Source organism: Anaerostipes faecalis (assembly GCF_018982945.1).
Taxonomy (GTDB): Bacteria; Bacillota; Clostridia; order Lachnospirales; family Lachnospiraceae; genus Anaerostipes; species Anaerostipes faecalis.
On sequence record NZ_JABRXE010000011.1, the window covers coordinates 15,448 to 32,409 of the forward strand.

Below are 16,962 nucleotides of genomic sequence, written 5' to 3' on the forward strand. Positions count from 1 at the left end.
CTATAACCTCCCACAAATCAGATTTGGATGAATCAGCATCTGATAATTGCCAGATGCACAAAGAGAGTCTTTTGTAACCCCTATGACTCCTTTTCCCACTTCAATCCTTCGATTTCCATTTGTAATCTTCATATCAGTGACAAGAATTCCAGTCATAACTCCATTTTTTCTCCCTACAGAATGAAATGGAATTATCCTTATATCCTCTACACTATGTTCGTTTATCATTTTCGTTAATGGCTTACTGAAGTATTCCAGAAAAACAGATTCTTCCATTACAGAAACCGGCATTTTGCTGAAAGGATCAAATAAGCAGTTTCCCGTGTCAAGGTAACCACAGACCTGAAAGGTTTTATGATTCCACTGAAAAGTAACATGATATAAAAAATCCTTCTCATCAAAAAAATTTTCTATGATTCCTTTATAAAAAAGATATCCTATACCAATACTTAGAACAAAGCCTGGCAGCCATGATACTTCTCCTGACATTTCCCATAATGCCGTCCAGATTCCACCAAAGAATACAGAAATTATCAGCAAATATCCTGCAGTTAATATGAGCTTTTTCCCTTTCACTGAAAAAGAAATTCTGACAGTTACAAATATGGCAGATAACAGCATTAAAATCTTCCATAAAAGGCAACAGGTAGGAATTATCACCATCCCGCATCCCAAAAGGCTTCCTGTTATGGCAGCACTGGTCACTCTCTTAATGGAACTTTCCATCTTTATGATTCTACTCAAAAGCAGCAGTAGTACTTCCAGCACGATCCATTGTTCCAGAAACATTATTACCAAAAACATAATGCCATTATAAAAAATATTCGGAAAATTCTTTGTCAAAAAATGATACAGAAATATGTGCTGTTTCTACAAAATCTGCAATTATCTGAAAAATCTGCTACAATAGATTCATTACAACATTTTAAAGGAGTTTTCTTATGGAACATGTAGTACATCAAATTCATCCGGTCTTTAACAGTCAGTCAGAAATTCTGATCTTGGGTTCTTTTCCCTCTGTAAAATCCAGAGAAGCCTGTTTTTTCTATCATCATCCGCAAAACAGATTTTGGAAGGTTCTATCCGCAGTCTTTCAAGACTCTGTGCCTGAGACAATTGAAGAGAAAAAAATCTTTTTATTAAAACACCATATTGCTGTATGGGATGTGATCGCTTCCTGTGATATCAAAGGATCCAGTGACAGCAGTATACAAAATGCTGTCCCAAATGATTTTTCTAATATATTAAAAGCGGCACCCATCCGTCAGATTTTCACCAACGGCGGCACCGCTTATAAACTTTATACAAAATATTCTGAAAAAATCACAGGAATTCCAGCAGTTAAACTTCCATCCACCAGTCCTGCCAACGCCTCTTTTTCACTGGAACGTCTCATTGACAGCTGGTCTGTAATTAAAAATTAAAGATCTTCAAAAACCTGTCCTGGTCCTGTAATTTCATGAACGATCTGATTCCATTTTCGACCGTCTTCACAATGAAGATAATGTTTTGTAATATTATAGGATCCAAAACAATGCATCGGGAATACATCTTTTACATGAACATGCTCAAGAAAATAATTCATGCCCCAGCAGTATTTATCCTCCTGTCTCGGATCCAGGAGCATAAATGCAACATCTATTTCCTTTCCTTCCAGTAATTTTATTTCTTCCTGGAAGGTGTTTTTATAATATAAATTATCCTCTTCCGGCTCACCATTCCAGTGCCACCAGTTGAGATCTCCTCCATGATAAATACATTTTCCTTCTGCATACACAAGAAATGCAACTCCAAGATCATTTGATTTTAAAGTTTCCACCTCCATATCATCTAACTGTATTTTTTCATGAGGATGCATAAACACAGCTTCTTCTTTTGTCTCAATATCATCAGATAAAATATAAGTAATATTCTCATATTGTTTTTTCAGACTCCATATTGCCGGATTATAATGATCTCCATGGCTATGGGATGCAAAAATATAGATTTTCTTGCTTTGTGGTAACGGCGGAATCTCACCTTTATAATAATCAAAAATCAGGACAATATTTTCCATTTCCAGAACAAAGCCACTATGCTCTATAAAAGTTATCTTCATTTTCCCGCATCCTCCAGTATCTTGTCTTTCAATCCAGGATCAAATACTCCCTTTTTCAGCATTTCTATCTCATATTTATATGGCGGATACGATTTTTTCCCATCCGGCTCTTTTATATATGGTGTTTCCAGAATTTTAGGTATGTTCTCAAAATCCTTATGTTTAACTATACACTCCAGCGCCTCAAATCCAATTTCACCAAATCCCAGATTTTCATGTCTGTCCTTTGCCGCTCCCATAGGATTTTTACTGTCATTTATATGAAATACGGCTATCTGATCTTTTCCAATAACCTGATCAAAGGTATTAATAATATCATCAAAATGATTTTTCACATCTAATCCGCTATCGTTCACATGACAGGTATCAAAACATACTCTAAGTTTTTCCGGATATTTGACCCCATCATAAATCCGTTTCAGTTCTTCAAATTCACGTCCGATTTCGCTTCCTTTGCCTGCCATGGTTTCCAATGCAATATGAACCGGTGTTTCTTTGGTAAGAACCTGATTGAGTCCTTCAATCACACGCTCAATCCCCGCATCCGCACCAGCCCCTACATGGGAACCTGGATGAAGTACCAGAGTAGAGCTTCCCATAGCTGCAGTCCGCTCAATTTCAATCTTCAGAAAATCCACGGCCAGCTGAAATGTCTCAGGCTTCACAGTATTTGCCAGGTTTATAATATATGGAGCATGGACAACAAATGTCTCGATTCCTGATTCTTTCATCAGTTTCTGTCCTGCCTCTATATTCAGTTCTTCTATTTTCTTACGTCTTGTATTCTGAGGTGCCCCTGTGTATACCATAAAAGTATTGGCACCATAAGACAGTGCTTCTTTCACAGAGCCAAGGAACATATCCTTCCCTTTCATTCCAACATGAGATCCTATAAGCATAATTTTTTCTCCTCAAATAATATTTTATATCAGATGTTTTCAGCACCTTTACTGCTGTAAACTGGCTTCATTATAAATGATAACTGGAATAAATCCAATATTTTTTAAAATTCTATAATTTTTTTTGATTTTTTTATTGACTTATATGTAATGCTGTGCTATTATAACCTTGTTGCGCAGTTGTGGCGGAATTGGCATACGCGCTAGACTAAGGATCTAGTCCGGGTTAACTGGGTAGGGGTTCAAGTCCCCTCAACTGCACTTTGCCGATGTGGCGGAATTGGCAGACGCGCTGTCTTCAGGTGGCAGTGAGTGTACGCTCGTGCCGGTTCGAATCCGGCCATCGGCACGAACCGAAGTAGATACTTCGGTTTTTTTTATTACATAGGAAATTCCTTTGAATTTCCTATGTAATAAAAAACGCTCTGCGCGGATGTGCACGTTACATATTACATAATTACATATATTTCACAAAAAATAAAGCGGACAAGAATCCGCCCTTAACCAGGAATTAATCCTGGTTTTTTCTTTTTTCTAATAAGCTATCCACCAGACTGGTCACTGTATTTATGACCACTCTTCGTTCTCCCGCATTACATTGTTCCAGCATAACTTCCATTTCTTTAAAGAAAACATCCTGACGTTTTTCTCTTGGATAACTGTCAACTAATAACTGATCTACTGTAACTTCCAGAACTCCAGCAATTATAACAAGAAGTTTCAATGATAATGTTTTAGATGCATTTTCAATATTGGACATATGCGTTACAGATATTTCTGCTTTTTCAGCCACATACTCCTGTGTCAAACCCTTTTTCTGTCGTATTTCTCTTATTCTGGCACCCAAAGCTTTGTAATCAATTTCCATACATTTTCTCCGTTTCTTTCCACTTATCAACATTCTAGTATGAAAATGATCAACAAATAATAGTCTCTAAGAATACCTTATATTCTTGTAGTTGATTGTGTCTTTTGATAAAATAACATATGAAGCAATATATTAAACAACGCACGAAAGGTTATATATGAAGATTTTACACTCCAACTACAAGTATTTATTTTTAATCCCTATTTTCACTGTAATCACTCTGATTGTAATGCTTATCAGAAGATACCTATGGAAACAAAAACAAGAGTATGCAAAAGCTCTGGTCAAACACTGGAAAGATCTATATAAACCTTTCCAATGACAAACTTTTCCACAAAAGAATTCCCTGTTCCATAATTTCATCAGGGAATTCATATTTTGATGTATGAAGCTGCGGATGATTTTCTCCGGATCCAAGACCAAGGAAAATTCCATCTGTTTCTTTTTGATACCATCCAAAGTCCTCTGACCACCGAAACGGATCATAGATTCTCTGACTTTTCCATTGATAATATTGACAGCATTGTTCAACTATTTCCAGAGATTTAATATCATTTGCAGTTTCAGGAAAAACATCCACTTCCTTTATCTGATAATTCAATCCATATTTTTCACTATTTTTCTCTGCCAGAGACTTTAGTTCTTCCTTTAGTCTGTCTAAATCTTCTTCTCTTTCACTACGAATAGTCATCCACACCTCTCCTTTGGATGCTGCCACCCCAAAGGCTTTCTCTCCTATCCTGCTTCCTATGACAGTACATAAAATCATCGGCTTATCTGACTGAGGTTTTTCATAAATTTCCATGGCTTTTATAAGATCCGCAATGGCGTAAGACGGATTCTTCCCGGCCTCCGGATAGGCTGCATGAGACGGTGCTCCCATGAATGTAATCTCAAGGCCCATAGATGCACATGCAAAAGTCCCTTCTTTTAGCAAAATACATCCTTTCGGATATCCTGGTATATTGTGAAGTCCATAAATCTTTTCAACATTTTCCCTTGTTATCACAGATGCACAGGAAACAGCTCCCTCTCCCGTCTCTTCTCCATGCTGAAAGATCAGAACAATATTTTTACCGCATATTTCCCCTTCCAGTTCCAATGCAAGACCACATAATATTGCACTATGCCCATCATGACCGCATAAATGCTTTGCTTCCCCGCTGTCTGATGAAACCCCGTCAAAATCCCCTCGAAATGCCAGAGTCCTTTTAGCATATTTTTCTCTATGAACTGCATAGAACCATTTTCCGCAGTCATGAATCTCCATTGAAGTATTTGTTCTGATAAATTCCATCAGTATCTTTTTTGTTTTTATTTCCTGTCCTGAAAATTCCGGGGTATTATGTAACTGTTTTCTCAATAATATACATTTCTCCAATGTACTTTCCTTTAAAGTCATTTTCTTCACCAATCTTTCATGTCTGTCTTACTTGTAAATTACTGATATATATTTTAATCCCCTTTCCATAGAAATGCAAAAAGGAATCTCTTTCGAGATTCCCCTTTTTTATTGAATAATTCTTCTTGCACAAACCGGAGTTCTGTAAAATGCGTTGGAAATTTTAATTCCACCTTTTGGATATGGTGCAGAATTGCTGGCATGAACAACCTGGCCGCCTCCAATATACATAGCTACATGATTGATTCCGCCTTTATCTCCATAGAATAATAAATCTCCAGCTCTTAAATTGCTGGTTGAAACTGCAACTCCTTCTGATGCCTGTGAGCTTGATGTACGACTGATGCTATAACCAAATTTAGCAAGTATCTGCTGTGTAAAACCAGAACAGTCAATTCCTCCTGTCAGACTGTTTCCTCCATAACGATATGGATTTCCAACAAACTGCTGCGCATAATTGGCAACCTTCTGTCCAATGGAAGATCCTGATACTGAAGATGCTGATACCGAAGATCCAGATGCTGAAGATCCGGAATCAGCTGCAGATGTACCTGTTGTACCGGATGTAGATGTTTGTGCTGCTGCCGCAGCCTTTGCTGCTTTCTCAGCCGCTATTTCCTTCATGGATTTTGCTTTTCCAAAAGAATATGTTACCTGTGCATAATCCTTGGAAATATATCCTGTTTTTCCATCTACTTTAATTTTAGCCCAATCCTCAGACTGCTTCTTTACACTATAAGTTTCATTTTCTGAAACCAGTCCGATTATTTTTGAATCAGTTGATGCTTTCTTTCGTACACGTAAAGTCTGTGTTGTTACTTTAGCAACTTTTTTCACATTTTCCTTTGCGTACTCTTTAATATCATCTCCATATACCAGATATTTATTATTTACATATCCGGTAACATTTCCTGATTTTACCTTTGTCCACTGGCTGCCTTTTTTAATTACATCGGCAATATTCCCTTTTTTCAGTTTGCCAATAATTTCTGCATCCAGACTTCCTTTTTTTCTTATATTCAATGTGGTATCAGAATTAATATCTGCCACAGCCTTCCCAGCATATTTGCTTTCGGATTGTTTCTGGCTTGTTTCTTTTTCTGCCGCAGCCGCCGGAGTGGTTGTAAGAACACTTCCTGCCAGTGCCACAACAGCCATGGACAATCTCATTTTCTTAATAATCATATGTTTCCTCCTAAGATGTTACAAAATTGTTAACTCGAACATGTATTGTATTATAACACTTTAAAAATGAATGTCAACAGTTTCCCAATATTTTATGTAATATTTTTGTAACAATTTTGCGATATTTTGTAACATCTTGTCAGATAATGGTATTTTATGGAATATTCATCTGAAAAAGAAGAAAAAGTAATAAATTTTCATCACTATCCCATGATTCTCCTGGAAATCTCATCAGCCTTTTTATAAATTTCATCGGGAGCAGTTCCAATATAATACTCCCCATTTTCATATAAAATTTTCCCTGCAACCATGGTCATTTCTACATTCTGTTTACTTCCGCTATATACAAGGTTCTTCTGGATATTATGCACCGGCTGCATATTTGGCTGGTTAAGATCAATCATAATCAGATCTGCCTGTTTTCCTTTAGCAAGAATATCACAATCTGTAAGATTCATTGCTTTGGCTCCTCCAACTGTAGCCATTTTAAGGACCTGTTTTGCATCCACAACAGAAGCATCCTCTTCTCTGTACTTTGCCAATGCTGTCACTAAAAACATTTCTCTGAACATATCCAGACAATTATTACTTGCCGGTCCATCTGTTCCAATGGCAAGATTAATTCCTTTATCCAGTATTCTGGCAACAGGTGCAATTCCACTTGCCAGCTTCAGATTAGACGCCGGATTTGTCACAACCGTCATATTCCTCTTTTTCACGATTTCCAGATCTTCCTCTGTCATGTGAACACAATGATATAACCCTCCGCCATATTCAAACAGTCCCAGACTATCCATATAAGCTGTAGGTGTCATTCCGGTCTTTTTCAGGCATTGCTCAACCTCCGGCTGCCCTTCTGAATTATGTGTATAAACCGGTGCATGATATGCCTGTACAAGTTTCGCCATTCCCTGAAGATTTTCTTTACAGTTGGTATATTCTGCATGAAATCCCAGTTCAAAATGCACCAGACTTTCCTTTTCCTGATACTTCCGGTACCACTGCTCCATTTCCTCCAGGGACTGGGTAAAATCATTTAACGCCCCTGTCATTACCGTTCTAAATCCACAGTCAATGGACGCCTGGGCTATGGTATCCGGTGTCAGATACATATCAAAATTTGCCGTAATTCCACTGGTCAGATACTCCATAATGGCAAGTTTTGATAAATGATAAATATCTTCCGGAGTCAATTTTGCCTCATAAGGAAAAACTTGCTCATTAAGCCATTGCAGCAAAGGCAGATCGTCCGCATGAGATCTTAAAAAAGTCATTGCAGAATGAGTATGAGCATTTTTAAATCCAGGCATGATAAGATTTCCTTTGGCATTAATCTGTCGATCCCATTGGTTTTGGGCTGCTTTTTCAGGAATCATATCCCCAATGTAAGATATTTTCCCGTCTCTAATCCACAATTCTCCATCAAAAACCGGCATTTCATCTTCCATAGTTAAAATTCTGGCATTATAGATTCGTATCATATTTTCCCCTTCTTTCTAATGCTATAAAAGACCTGCACCAATTTTCTCTATTGATTTTGTTATCAGCCGTTTAAATTCTGGCGCTGCTTTATCTGCCATTTCCTGCACTTCCTTATGACTTAACGGCTGTCCACTGATTCCTGCCGCCTGATTGGAGATACAGGAGATTCCACAGATTTTCATTCCCATATGATTGGCTGCTATAGCCTCACACACTGTACTCATACCTACAGCATCCGCATCCATGGCACTGCACATACGAATTTCAGCTGGAGTCTCAAAATTAGGGCCTGTAAGCTGTATATAAACACCTTCTCGAAGAGGGATTCCCAGCTCCTTTGATACTTCTCTTAGAATATCCTGAAGCTGCTTATCATATACCTCACTCATATCCGGAAATCTTTCACCTAACCGGTCATCATTTGGTCCAATAAGAGGAGACGGCACAAAGCAGGATATGTGATCGGTAATCATCATAAAATCCCCGGCACGAAAATCCGGATGAATTCCTCCTGCCGCATTGGTCAAAAATAAAACCTGTGCTCCCATTTTTTTCATCAATCTAACAGGAAGTACCACATCATCCATGGAATATCCTTCGTAGTAATGAACTCTTCCCTGCATAACCACAACAGGCACATCTTCCACATAGCCAAAAACAAATCTTCCTTTATGCCCTGGTACCGTAGACACAGGAAACCCTTCAATTTCATGATAATCCACAGTATCCTCAATCTGAATAGTCTCCGCAAAATCACCCAGACCGGATCCTAAGATCAATGCAACTTTCGGCATAAAATCTGTCTTTTTACGAATACTGTCATAACATTGATTTAATTTCTCATATACCTGACTCATTATTATCTCCTTCCTGAAACCTTTTTGTTTCTTTTTATTATATCACAGCAGATCGTTTTTTATATCATAAGCAGGTTTCTATAAAACAAAAAACTGCCCACACAATCGTGGACAGCTTTTATCGTAAGCTTATAAAAATATTAAGCTAATTTTTCTTTTGCAACTTCTACTAATGCTGTAAATGCTGCTGGTTCGCTGATAGCCATTTCAGATAACATTTTTCTGTTGATATCTACACCAGCTAATTTTAATCCATGCATAAATTTGCTGTAAGAAAGTCCGTTCATTCTTGCTGCTGCGTTGATACGAGCAATCCATAACTGTCTGAACTGACGTTTTCTCTGTTTTCTACCTGCATAAGAACTTGTTAAAGCTCTCATTACAGACTGTTTAGCTACTCTATACTGTTTAGATCTGGCTCCTCTGTATCCTTTAGCCAGTTTTAATACTCTGTTATGTTTTTTCTTTGCGTTCATTCCGCCTTTAATTCTTGCCATTTCTTACGTTCCTCCTTAAACAATCGATCTACAGATATGGTAAAATCTTCTTCATATTCTTTTCGTTTGTTGCATCTGTCATTGCAGCTTTTCTTAAATTTCTCTTTCTCTTAGGAGATTTCTTTGTTAAGATATGGCTCTTGTATGCCTTATTTCTTTTTAATTTTCCTGTTCCTGTCTTTTTAAATCTTTTTGCAGCTGCTCTACATGTCTTCATTTTTGGCATGGTGATTTCCTCCTTAAATCCTATTGTATCTACTCATATTCGAATATTGCTCCATTAGTTCTTTGGAGCTAAAAACATAGTCATGCTTCTTCCTTCAAATTTCGGCTTCTTATCGATTGTCGCGATATCTTCCAACTCTTTTGCAAAATCATCCAGAATTACTTTGCTGGAATTCACATGTGCAAGCTCTCTTCCTCTGAATCGAAGGGTAACTTTTACTCGTGCTCCTTTTGCAAGGAATTTTCTTGCATGATTAATCTTGGTATTCAAGTCGTTGGTGTCAATATTTGGTGACATACGAACTTCCTTGATATCGATGACTTTCTGTTTCTTTTTCGCCAGCTTTTCTTTACGAGTCTGTTCATATTTGTACTTACCATAATCAATAATCTTACAAACCGGTGGTTTTGCTTTCGGTGAAATCTTCACCAAGTCAAGCCCTGCCTCGTCAGCTAACTTCTGTGCTTCCCTTGCGGACATAATCCCAAGCTGTTCGCCATCATTAGAGATCAGTCTTACTTCTTTATCTCTGATCTGTCCGTTAATCATTAAATCGCTAATAATCTACACCTCCATTAATAATTCGCTCTTAATAATTGAACAAAATCCCTTGTTTCACGAGAAATCCAATGAAACAAAAAAGTGGATAGTTACAAGACTATCCACATAAATTCAAGCATGATCAAAATATATCATATTCTTAAATATTAACCCAAGTCACTGTAACCCTTCGTGCTAAGGTGAGAGTGGATACTCTTCTTTCTTGTTATAATTGCTCCACGCAACTTCTGATATCATACCATACTGACACCGCTGGTGTCAATGGTTTTTCAACTTTTATGTCTTTAATGCTTTTTACTTTTTTTATCTTCCTCTGCATAGTAACCATATCCATAGTCACCATAAGCAGTAACGCGATCATCAACCTTATTTAATACGGCTCCAAGAATGCGGATTCCGCCCCTCTTCAGCTGCTTGATCACATCCTGAACAAGTTTACGCTTAATTACCCCCTGCTCAATTACAACAACTGTTCCATCGGTACACTGACCAATGATAACCGCATCAATTACCAGCCCCAGTGGTGGTGCATCTACGATTACATAATCAAACTCTTCCCTTCATTAGGTACACTACTGGTTACCGTAATTGACTTGATTCCATCTCCACAGAATGCAATATTTGTTTTTAACTGATTTAATCCTTCTGCCATTCGATAATCACTGATATCAGGCAGCTGCATCTTAATTTTTTTCATGACCCTTACCTTGCCTTCCTAACTTTTTTGTTCTTTTTTTCTCCCCTTTTGCCAATGGCAATTTAGCAAGAGTATTAATTCCCAGATATTTTTCAATATCTTCTTCTTTTCGGATGGTATCATTCATCATATGACGAACAATAATAACTGCTGATGCCAGAATAAATCCAAGCAATGCACCAATGATGACATTCTTCAACAGATTCGGACTATCCGGCTCATCTGCCAGATATGCATTCTCAATAATCGTAGGCGCTTTCACATCCATTTTTCTGGATACTGTCTTTGCAGTAACTTCTGCCAGTTCCTGTGTCATCTCTTTTACCTTTTCAGGATCTTCATCACTTACAGAAATCTGCATAATACGTGTGTCTGCAGGATTTTCAATGGAAATCTTCTCTTTCAGTTCTTTATAATCCAGATCCAGTTTAAGATTAGAGATTACCTTTTCCAGTACAGGTCTTGATTCAACAATGACCATGTAGTCCTAAGTCAGCTGATTTCCCATGGTGAGATCGGATAACTGTGACAATCCTGATTTAGACACTACATATAATTGTGCTGTAGAAGAATACTTTGGTGTAATGAGGAATTTTGTAATTCCACCAATAATTCCCGCAAACACTACTGTTGTCAGCAGAATCACCAGAATTTTTTGTTTTAATACAAAAAACAATTCCTTTAAATCAATCTCGATTTCATCATTCTCATTTTCCAGTTCATACATAAATTTTTTCTCCTTAAATATATTTATCCCCAACTACTTTGTCAGCATGATTCTCAAATTCGCATTCTCCAAACTTCTTACGGATAATACCAAGTCCTTTTTCCATATCAGGACAACGTTTCCCCATATCATGACAATCACTGCCTACAAAGCAGACAAGTTGTTCTTTTAAAAGCTTCTTACAAAAAGAAGCTCTTTTATCCAGAAGCCCGCCTAAAAAGCTTCCTGTATTTACCTGAAGATAAGCTCCCGTCTTCACCAATTCCTCAGCCCTGTCCATATGTCCAAAAATAGCTTCATATCTTTCCACATGAGCTATGATCGGTAAAAAGCCTGCATATACCATATCCTGTACAGCCTTGAAAATCCTTGAATAAGAATCTCCAACTCCAAATTCCGTCAGGACATATCTGGTACCAGCCATAGTCAAAGCTTTTCCATCTTTCAGATCCTGTATAGTATCTTTCTGATAATATAATTCACTACCCAGATACAGCTTCATATCCGGATAATATTTCTTTGTTTCTTCTTCTATCTCACGAAACCGTTCCTCAAGGACCTTACGATCCGGACGGCCAAACTTAGGTCCGTAATGAGGGGTTAAAATAATCCTTCGAACACCCTGATCCCATTCTTCACCTATTAATTTCATAGAATCACCTAAACACTCTGCCCCATCATCTACGCCATATAAAATATGTGTATGTATATCTGTGATTCCCATACTCTTCACCTAATACCTTTCTTTATGCAAAATGATCAATGTGAAGATCTATTTCTCTTCATTATATCCTTTAATTAAGTATTTTTTGTTTCTGCTTTAAGATACCATATTTCTCAGTATACTACAAGCATTGTACAATAAAATAAACATTCCTTTTACAAACAAAAGGCACCCTAAACAGGATGCCTCTACATTACTCTTTACTGAATTCCACAAGTTCCAATCCTTCGTTACGATCAAGAACAAACTGAATTCCCCATTCATTCTTAAACAGCAGCAATGGATTGCCTCTCATATCTTTCACTTTCTTAACTTCCGCTACTCCACGAAGCTTACTCATGTCTGTATTACGATCTTTAATCCAGCGAATTGCCTGATATGGAAGTGGCTCTAAACGAATTTCACAATTATATTCATTTTCCAGGCGGTATTTCAACACATCAAACTGCAGTGTACCTACAACTCCAACGATGATTTCTGCAAATCCTGCTTCATGCTCCTGGAAAATCTGTATCGCACCTTCCTGGGCAATCTGTTCCACACCTTTGACAAACTGTTTACGTTTCATGGAATCCAGCTGAATTACACGGGCAAAATGCTCTGGTGCAAAGGTTGGAATTCCTTCATACTCAAAATCATCTTTTGGCAGACATACAGTATCTCCAATAGAAAAGATTCCCGGGTCAAACACCCCAATGATATCACCTGCATAAGCTTCCTCAACGATCTTACGCTCCTGAGCCATAATCTGCTGAGGCTGGGAAAGACGCATTTTCTTTCCTGTCTGAACATGTTTCACTTCCATGTTGGCTTCAAACTTTCCAGAACAGATTCTCATAAAAGCAATTCTGTCTCGATGATTCTTATTCATATTTGCCTGAATCTTAAATACAAAGGCTGAAAAACCATTCTGAGCCGGGTCTACCAATTCTCCTTTTGACAAACGAGGTAATGGTGTATTAGTCATCTTTAAGAAATGCTCCAAAAACGGCTCTACACCAAAGTTGGTTAAAGCAGAACCGAAAAATACCGGTGACAATTCTCCTCTGTGAACTTTTTCCATATCAAGTTCAGCTGCTGCCCCATCCAGCAATTCGATTTCATCCATTAAAGTATCATAGAAATCTTCTCCAATGAGCTCTTTTGCCTGATCATCATTGGCAGAAATAATAGTTTCTTTTGCCTCTTTAGCTCCACCTGTGGAAACCGCTTCAAAACGAAGAATATTTTCAGATGCTCTTTCATATACACCCTTAAACTCTTTTCCACAGCCGATCGGCCAGTTAATCGGACATGTTTCAATTCCAAGGACTTTTTCGATATCATCCAGCAAATCAAAAGAATCCTTGGCTTCACGGTCCATCTTATTGATAAATGTAAAAATCGGGATATGACGCATGACACAGACTTTAAATAATTTAATAGTCTGAGGTTCTACACCTTTGGAAGCATCAATAACCATGACCGCACAGTCAGCAGCCATCAGTGTACGATAGGTATCCTCTGAAAAGTCCTCATGTCCCGGTGTATCCAGAATATTGATACATTTTCCTTCATATTCAAACTGTAACACAGATGAAGTAACGGAAATACCTCTTTCCTTTTCAATTTCCATCCAGTCAGAAACTGCATGCTTAGAGTTTGCCTTTCCTTTTACAGAACCAGCCGTATTAATAGCTCCTCCATACAGGAGAAATTTCTCAGTTAATGTTGTTTTACCAGCATCGGGATGGGAGATAATCGCAAATGTACGTCTCCGTCCGATTTCCTGCTCTATATTATTCGCCATGATAGTATCCTCTTCCTATTTTAATTCAAAAATGCACACATCATTGTATTATAGCACAGATTATCATGGTTGAATATCAGAATTGATGTATTTATTTTAAATCACTAAACAGATCTTCTTTGTAAAATCCTTCTTCAATCAGCTTCTTAAAGCTCTGTACAACAGTCTCTTTATCCTCTTTATATGTAACTCCAAACCATTTATCATCAGTTTCCAGTACCTTTACAGATACTTTATTTTCACGGAGCAGCTGTCCGATGATGATTGGCAGAAGATATTCCACTTTTAATGGATTTCCCGGCTGTGTTTCTTTAAAGAATTCTACAAAACCTTGTTCCAGTACAGGGAGGAATTCCGGTGTCAATCCCCACATATTCATGGAAACATAGGAATCTGCATCAATCTCTTTTCCATCTGCTACTGCACCATTGGCAGTTTTTTCAATATTACCGGTCTCAATGACATCACTCAGATATCTGTCATCACCTACTTTACAGATACCTCTGGTTACACCACCGTTATCACTTAATGTATTCTTCAGGATAAAACCTGCCATACAGAAATCCATTGGTCTGGCAGGATCATATGTCAGAAGGAAATACAGATCTTCACTGCTGTTTGTTTCCTCTTCAATCTGTCTGGCAGGATTATATGTCAGAAGGAAATCATGAATTTTCACAAATGCTTCCTTTCCATAATAATCGTCTGCATTGATGACTACAAATGGCTCATGGATCAAATCTTTGGCAGCAAGCACTGCCTGTCCTGTTCCCCATGGTTTCTTACGATCTTCCGGTACAGTCACTCCCTCCGGAACATCATTCAGATCCTGGAATGCATATCCGATCTCCACACCCATCTTTTTGCATAGTTCTTCCATGCGGTTTCCAATCATCTCCTGGAAATCAGCCTCAATATCCTTACGGATAATAAAAACTATCTTATTGAAACCAGCTTCAATAGCATCATGAATAGAATAATCCATAATAATCTCATTATGTAAGCCAACCGGCTCCAACTGTTTGATTCCACCACCGAAACGAGAACCGATTCCGGCAGCCATGATTAATAATGTTGTTCTCTTTATCATAATATTAACCTCTTCTCTCAATTTTCCCTTAATAAATTCTATCAAACCACCTGTCAGACTTTTCTCATCATTAATAAATTAATTTGTATTGTAATATTCTTTGGATATCAATGTTTATAACATAAACATCTAGTCACTATAAAATATAACCTTTTTATCTTTAGCCATTTTTAATGAATTTTTACTATATTGTCTGTATTCTGGAACTTCTTTTTCCAAACTCCTCATTTTTAATTCCCATTGACACCTTTTAAAAAGTATTCAAAATATATATGATGTAATTGTCTCCTTCTCCAAATTTCTTATCAGATATTTTCAAGGATTATTCCATTATTTTTGATTCATCATCAATCCTTGAAAACATTTATATATCTTCTCATAATCAAATAGTATAATAGATTCTAATTTATGTAATTTTCTTTTTACCTTGCTCCACTCTCATTACTTAACACCACTTGTACCGTCTTAAACAATATCTCAATATCTCTCTTTAAACTCCAGTTATCTATGTAATCTACATCCATATTTACGATTTCTTCAAAATCTGTAATATCACTGCGTCCGCTAACCTGCCATACTCCGGTCAGTCCCGGTGTCATACTGAGACGTTTTTTATGATATCCGTCATATTGCTCAAACTCGTCCACTGTTGGCGGTCTGGTTCCCACCAGACTCATATCTCCTTTTAACACATTCCAGAACTGAGGCAGCTCATCAATACTGGTCTTTCGAATAAATTTACCGATTTTCGTAATTCTCGGATCATCTTTCATCTTAAACATAAGACCATTCATCTCATTCTGCTTCATCAGTTCCTTTTTCCGCTCTTCTGCATCCACATACATAGACCGGAATTTATAGATCTTGAAAATTCTTCCATTCCTTCCCACACGTTTCTGTGAAAAGAAGATTGGTCCAGGAGACTCCAGTTTAATCAATGGTCCTACAATCAACGTCGCAATACCTGTAATAAACAGACCTACCAGGCCTCCCAAGATATCCAGTACTCTTTTGGCAATCAGCATTCTCAAAGACATTTCTTTTCCTGTGAAAGTCACTGCATAATATCCTCCGACTTTATCCAAAGCCTTGGAAATATTAATATTCATATCAAACAGGTCAATGTTCATATTGACCTTGATTCCCATATCCTCAACATTTTGAATTATCATATCCATTGGAGATATTTCTGATGTTGGAACGTGGATAAATACTTCATCCACCACAGATCTCGTTGCATACAGATACATGGTACGATAATCTGCCACAACAGGGATTCCCAGCACATACTCTCCTATCATATTTTTGTCTGTAATAATAACATCTGTAACCCAGATATCCCATGCCTTCTCTTCAATTACCCTCTGAACCACTTTTTCTGCCCTGTCTGCTGTCGTGATAATCAGCATTTTTCTTGCCATACTGGTGTTCTTTCTATTCTTCAAAACATATTTGCGATAACCACGATGTACAATCAGCATCCAAAAGAAACTAAACGCCAGAGTTGTCAGATAAATAAATCTGGAATAATCATCTGCATCTTTCATTAAGTAAGCAATGGTTGCCACAAATGTTCCTGCCAGTAAGTTGGTTTTCACATTGCAGATCAGCTCTTCTTTCAATGTCCGTTTAAAAAAATCCAGATTCGGATAAAACAATATATAAATCAAAGCCAATCCAAATACCATAATAAGCCAGCGATGATAGATATTTACATCAAACACCCAATACTGATGTACTTTAAAAGAAAGTCTTATATAAGTCATCAGAAAATATCCTATGGTTATTCCCATCATATCTCCGGCAAATATGATTAAATTCTGAAGTTGTGAACGCTTTAAACCCATTTTAATCCCCTTT

Annotated in this window: 20 protein-coding genes and 2 tRNA genes; 3 read left to right on the forward strand and 19 right to left on the reverse strand. The window is 37.4% G+C overall.

Annotated features, from left to right (window positions below):
* Nucleotides 1–804: a sigma-E processing peptidase SpoIIGA gene (locus tag KTB61_RS10890; RefSeq protein ID WP_216697485.1), complete on the reverse strand. Its 804-nt coding sequence runs from the start codon at nucleotides 802–804 to the stop codon at nucleotides 1–3.
* Nucleotides 805–941: 137 nt separating this feature from the next.
* On the opposite strand from KTB61_RS10890, the gene KTB61_RS10895 reads away from it, so the two are divergent.
* On the forward strand, nucleotides 942–1,424 hold the full coding sequence (locus tag KTB61_RS10895) for a DNA-deoxyinosine glycosylase (RefSeq protein WP_075759331.1): 483 nt from the start codon (nucleotides 942–944) through the stop codon (nucleotides 1,422–1,424).
* On the opposite strand, the gene KTB61_RS10900 is transcribed toward KTB61_RS10895, so the two are convergent.
* On the reverse strand, nucleotides 1,421–2,098 hold the full coding sequence (locus KTB61_RS10900) for an MBL fold metallo-hydrolase (RefSeq protein WP_075759332.1): 678 nt from the start codon (nucleotides 2,096–2,098) through the stop codon (nucleotides 1,421–1,423). The genes KTB61_RS10895 and KTB61_RS10900 overlap by 4 nt on opposite strands.
* Nucleotides 2,095–2,997 carry a deoxyribonuclease IV gene (locus KTB61_RS10905; protein ID WP_216697486.1) on the reverse strand — a complete coding sequence of 301 codons (903 nt, stop codon included), beginning with the start codon at nucleotides 2,995–2,997 and terminating at the stop codon, nucleotides 2,095–2,097. Before KTB61_RS10905 ends, KTB61_RS10900 begins: the two co-directional genes overlap by 4 nt.
* 176 nt (nucleotides 2,998–3,173) lie before the next feature.
* On the opposite strand from KTB61_RS10905, the gene KTB61_RS10910 reads away from it, so the two are divergent.
* Nucleotides 3,174–3,258 (forward strand) — tRNA-Leu (locus KTB61_RS10910).
* A gap of 4 nt (nucleotides 3,259–3,262) precedes the next feature.
* Nucleotides 3,263–3,346, forward strand: a tRNA-Leu gene (locus KTB61_RS10915).
* A 162-nt stretch (nucleotides 3,347–3,508) separates the two neighbouring features.
* Here the strand turns inward: KTB61_RS10915 and KTB61_RS10920 are convergent.
* The 16 genes from KTB61_RS10920 to KTB61_RS10985 all read right to left on the reverse strand — a co-directional run bounded on the left by KTB61_RS10920 (nucleotide 3,509) and on the right by KTB61_RS10985 (nucleotide 16,949).
* On the reverse strand, nucleotides 3,509–3,865 hold the full coding sequence (locus KTB61_RS10920) for a helix-turn-helix domain-containing protein (protein WP_075759334.1): 357 nt from the start codon (nucleotides 3,863–3,865) through the stop codon (nucleotides 3,509–3,511).
* A 301-nt stretch (nucleotides 3,866–4,166) separates the two neighbouring features.
* Complete coding sequence (locus KTB61_RS10925; protein ID WP_216697487.1) at nucleotides 4,167–5,162, reverse strand: M20/M25/M40 family metallo-hydrolase; 996 nt, start codon at nucleotides 5,160–5,162, stop codon at nucleotides 4,167–4,169.
* Nucleotides 5,163–5,375: 213 nt separating this feature from the next.
* Entirely contained in the window at nucleotides 5,376–6,452 is a 1,077-nt protein-coding gene (locus KTB61_RS10930) for a C40 family peptidase (RefSeq protein WP_216697488.1), read from the reverse strand.
* Between the two features lie 203 nt (nucleotides 6,453–6,655).
* Complete coding sequence (locus KTB61_RS10935; protein WP_216697489.1) at nucleotides 6,656–7,933, reverse strand: amidohydrolase family protein; 1,278 nt, start codon at nucleotides 7,931–7,933, stop codon at nucleotides 6,656–6,658.
* 21 nt (nucleotides 7,934–7,954) lie between these two features.
* A complete protein-coding gene (locus KTB61_RS10940) occupies nucleotides 7,955–8,791 on the reverse strand; it encodes a purine-nucleoside phosphorylase (RefSeq protein ID WP_230973725.1) in 837 nt (278 codons plus the stop codon).
* Nucleotides 8,792–8,931: 140 nt separating this feature from the next.
* Nucleotides 8,932–9,288: a 50S ribosomal protein L20 gene (gene rplT, locus KTB61_RS10945; protein ID WP_075759339.1), complete on the reverse strand. Its 357-nt coding sequence runs from the start codon at nucleotides 9,286–9,288 to the stop codon at nucleotides 8,932–8,934.
* A 28-nt stretch (nucleotides 9,289–9,316) separates the two neighbouring features.
* Nucleotides 9,317–9,514, reverse strand: a complete 198-nt coding sequence (gene rpmI, locus KTB61_RS10950; protein WP_008393260.1) for a 50S ribosomal protein L35 — start codon at nucleotides 9,512–9,514, stop codon at nucleotides 9,317–9,319.
* A gap of 54 nt (nucleotides 9,515–9,568) precedes the next feature.
* On the reverse strand, nucleotides 9,569–10,063 hold the full coding sequence (gene infC, locus KTB61_RS10955) for a translation initiation factor IF-3 (protein WP_075759340.1): 495 nt from the start codon (nucleotides 10,061–10,063) through the stop codon (nucleotides 9,569–9,571).
* A gap of 296 nt (nucleotides 10,064–10,359) precedes the next feature.
* Nucleotides 10,360–10,497, reverse strand: a complete 138-nt coding sequence (locus KTB61_RS13075; RefSeq protein ID WP_230973726.1) for a hypothetical protein — start codon at nucleotides 10,495–10,497, stop codon at nucleotides 10,360–10,362.
* Nucleotides 10,498–10,613: 116 nt separating this feature from the next.
* A complete protein-coding gene (locus KTB61_RS13080; protein WP_230973727.1) occupies nucleotides 10,614–10,772 on the reverse strand; it encodes a hypothetical protein in 159 nt (52 codons plus the stop codon).
* Nucleotides 10,759–11,253: a YveK family protein gene (locus KTB61_RS10965; protein WP_230973728.1), complete on the reverse strand. Its 495-nt coding sequence runs from the start codon at nucleotides 11,251–11,253 to the stop codon at nucleotides 10,759–10,761. Before KTB61_RS10965 ends, KTB61_RS13080 begins: the two co-directional genes overlap by 14 nt.
* Nucleotides 11,254–11,259: 6 nt before the next feature.
* Entirely contained in the window at nucleotides 11,260–11,499 is a 240-nt protein-coding gene (locus tag KTB61_RS13085) for a Wzz/FepE/Etk N-terminal domain-containing protein (RefSeq protein WP_230973729.1), read from the reverse strand.
* A 13-nt stretch (nucleotides 11,500–11,512) separates the two neighbouring features.
* Nucleotides 11,513–12,223: a CpsB/CapC family capsule biosynthesis tyrosine phosphatase gene (locus KTB61_RS10970; protein ID WP_075759341.1), complete on the reverse strand. Its 711-nt coding sequence runs from the start codon at nucleotides 12,221–12,223 to the stop codon at nucleotides 11,513–11,515.
* A 193-nt stretch (nucleotides 12,224–12,416) separates the two neighbouring features.
* Nucleotides 12,417–14,012 carry a peptide chain release factor 3 gene (locus KTB61_RS10975; protein ID WP_075759342.1) on the reverse strand — a complete coding sequence of 532 codons (1,596 nt, stop codon included), beginning with the start codon at nucleotides 14,010–14,012 and terminating at the stop codon, nucleotides 12,417–12,419.
* Nucleotides 14,013–14,103: 91 nt separating this feature from the next.
* The gene (locus KTB61_RS10980) at nucleotides 14,104–15,099 is read right to left on the reverse strand and encodes a sugar phosphate nucleotidyltransferase (RefSeq protein ID WP_334300685.1); all 996 of its coding nucleotides are present in this window, start codon (nucleotides 15,097–15,099) and stop codon (nucleotides 14,104–14,106) included.
* A 425-nt stretch (nucleotides 15,100–15,524) separates the two neighbouring features.
* Complete coding sequence (locus KTB61_RS10985) at nucleotides 15,525–16,949, reverse strand: sugar transferase (protein WP_216697490.1); 1,425 nt, start codon at nucleotides 16,947–16,949, stop codon at nucleotides 15,525–15,527.
* Between the last annotated feature and the right edge of the window lie 13 nt (nucleotides 16,950–16,962).

Excerpts from the sequence above, each read along its gene's own strand:
- KTB61_RS10890 (WP_216697485.1), bottom strand. The coding sequence starts at position 804 with ATGTTTTTGGTAATAATGTTTCTGGAACAATGGATCGTGCTGGAAGTA.
- KTB61_RS10895 (WP_075759331.1), top strand. The coding sequence starts at position 942 with ATGGAACATGTAGTACATCAAATTCATCCGGTCTTTAACAGTCAGTCA.
- KTB61_RS10900 (WP_075759332.1), bottom strand. The coding sequence starts at position 2,098 with ATGAAGATAACTTTTATAGAGCATAGTGGCTTTGTTCTGGAAATGGAA.
- KTB61_RS10905 (WP_216697486.1), bottom strand. The coding sequence starts at position 2,997 with ATGCTTATAGGATCTCATGTTGGAATGAAAGGGAAGGATATGTTCCTT.
- KTB61_RS10920 (WP_075759334.1), bottom strand. The coding sequence starts at position 3,865 with ATGGAAATTGATTACAAAGCTTTGGGTGCCAGAATAAGAGAAATACGA.
- KTB61_RS10925 (WP_216697487.1), bottom strand. The coding sequence starts at position 5,162 with ATGGAATTTATCAGAACAAATACTTCAATGGAGATTCATGACTGCGGA.
- KTB61_RS10930 (WP_216697488.1), bottom strand. The coding sequence starts at position 6,452 with ATGATTATTAAGAAAATGAGATTGTCCATGGCTGTTGTGGCACTGGCA.
- KTB61_RS10935 (WP_216697489.1), bottom strand. The coding sequence starts at position 7,933 with ATGATACGAATCTATAATGCCAGAATTTTAACTATGGAAGATGAAATG.
- KTB61_RS10940 (WP_230973725.1), bottom strand. The coding sequence starts at position 8,791 with ATGAGTCAGGTATATGAGAAATTAAATCAATGTTATGACAGTATTCGT.
- rplT (WP_075759339.1), bottom strand. The coding sequence starts at position 9,288 with ATGGCAAGAATTAAAGGCGGAATGAACGCAAAGAAAAAACATAACAGA.
- rpmI (WP_008393260.1), bottom strand. The coding sequence starts at position 9,514 with ATGCCAAAAATGAAGACATGTAGAGCAGCTGCAAAAAGATTTAAAAAG.
- infC (WP_075759340.1), bottom strand. The coding sequence starts at position 10,063 with ATGATTAACGGACAGATCAGAGATAAAGAAGTAAGACTGATCTCTAAT.
- KTB61_RS13080 (WP_230973727.1), bottom strand. The coding sequence starts at position 10,772 with ATGAAAAAAATTAAGATGCAGCTGCCTGATATCAGTGATTATCGAATG.
- KTB61_RS10965 (WP_230973728.1), bottom strand. The coding sequence starts at position 11,253 with ATGGTCATTGTTGAATCAAGACCTGTACTGGAAAAGGTAATCTCTAAT.
- KTB61_RS13085 (WP_230973729.1), bottom strand. The coding sequence starts at position 11,499 with ATGTATGAACTGGAAAATGAGAATGATGAAATCGAGATTGATTTAAAG.
- KTB61_RS10970 (WP_075759341.1), bottom strand. The coding sequence starts at position 12,223 with ATGGGAATCACAGATATACATACACATATTTTATATGGCGTAGATGAT.
- KTB61_RS10975 (WP_075759342.1), bottom strand. The coding sequence starts at position 14,012 with ATGGCGAATAATATAGAGCAGGAAATCGGACGGAGACGTACATTTGCG.
- KTB61_RS10985 (WP_216697490.1), bottom strand. The coding sequence starts at position 16,949 with ATGGGTTTAAAGCGTTCACAACTTCAGAATTTAATCATATTTGCCGGA.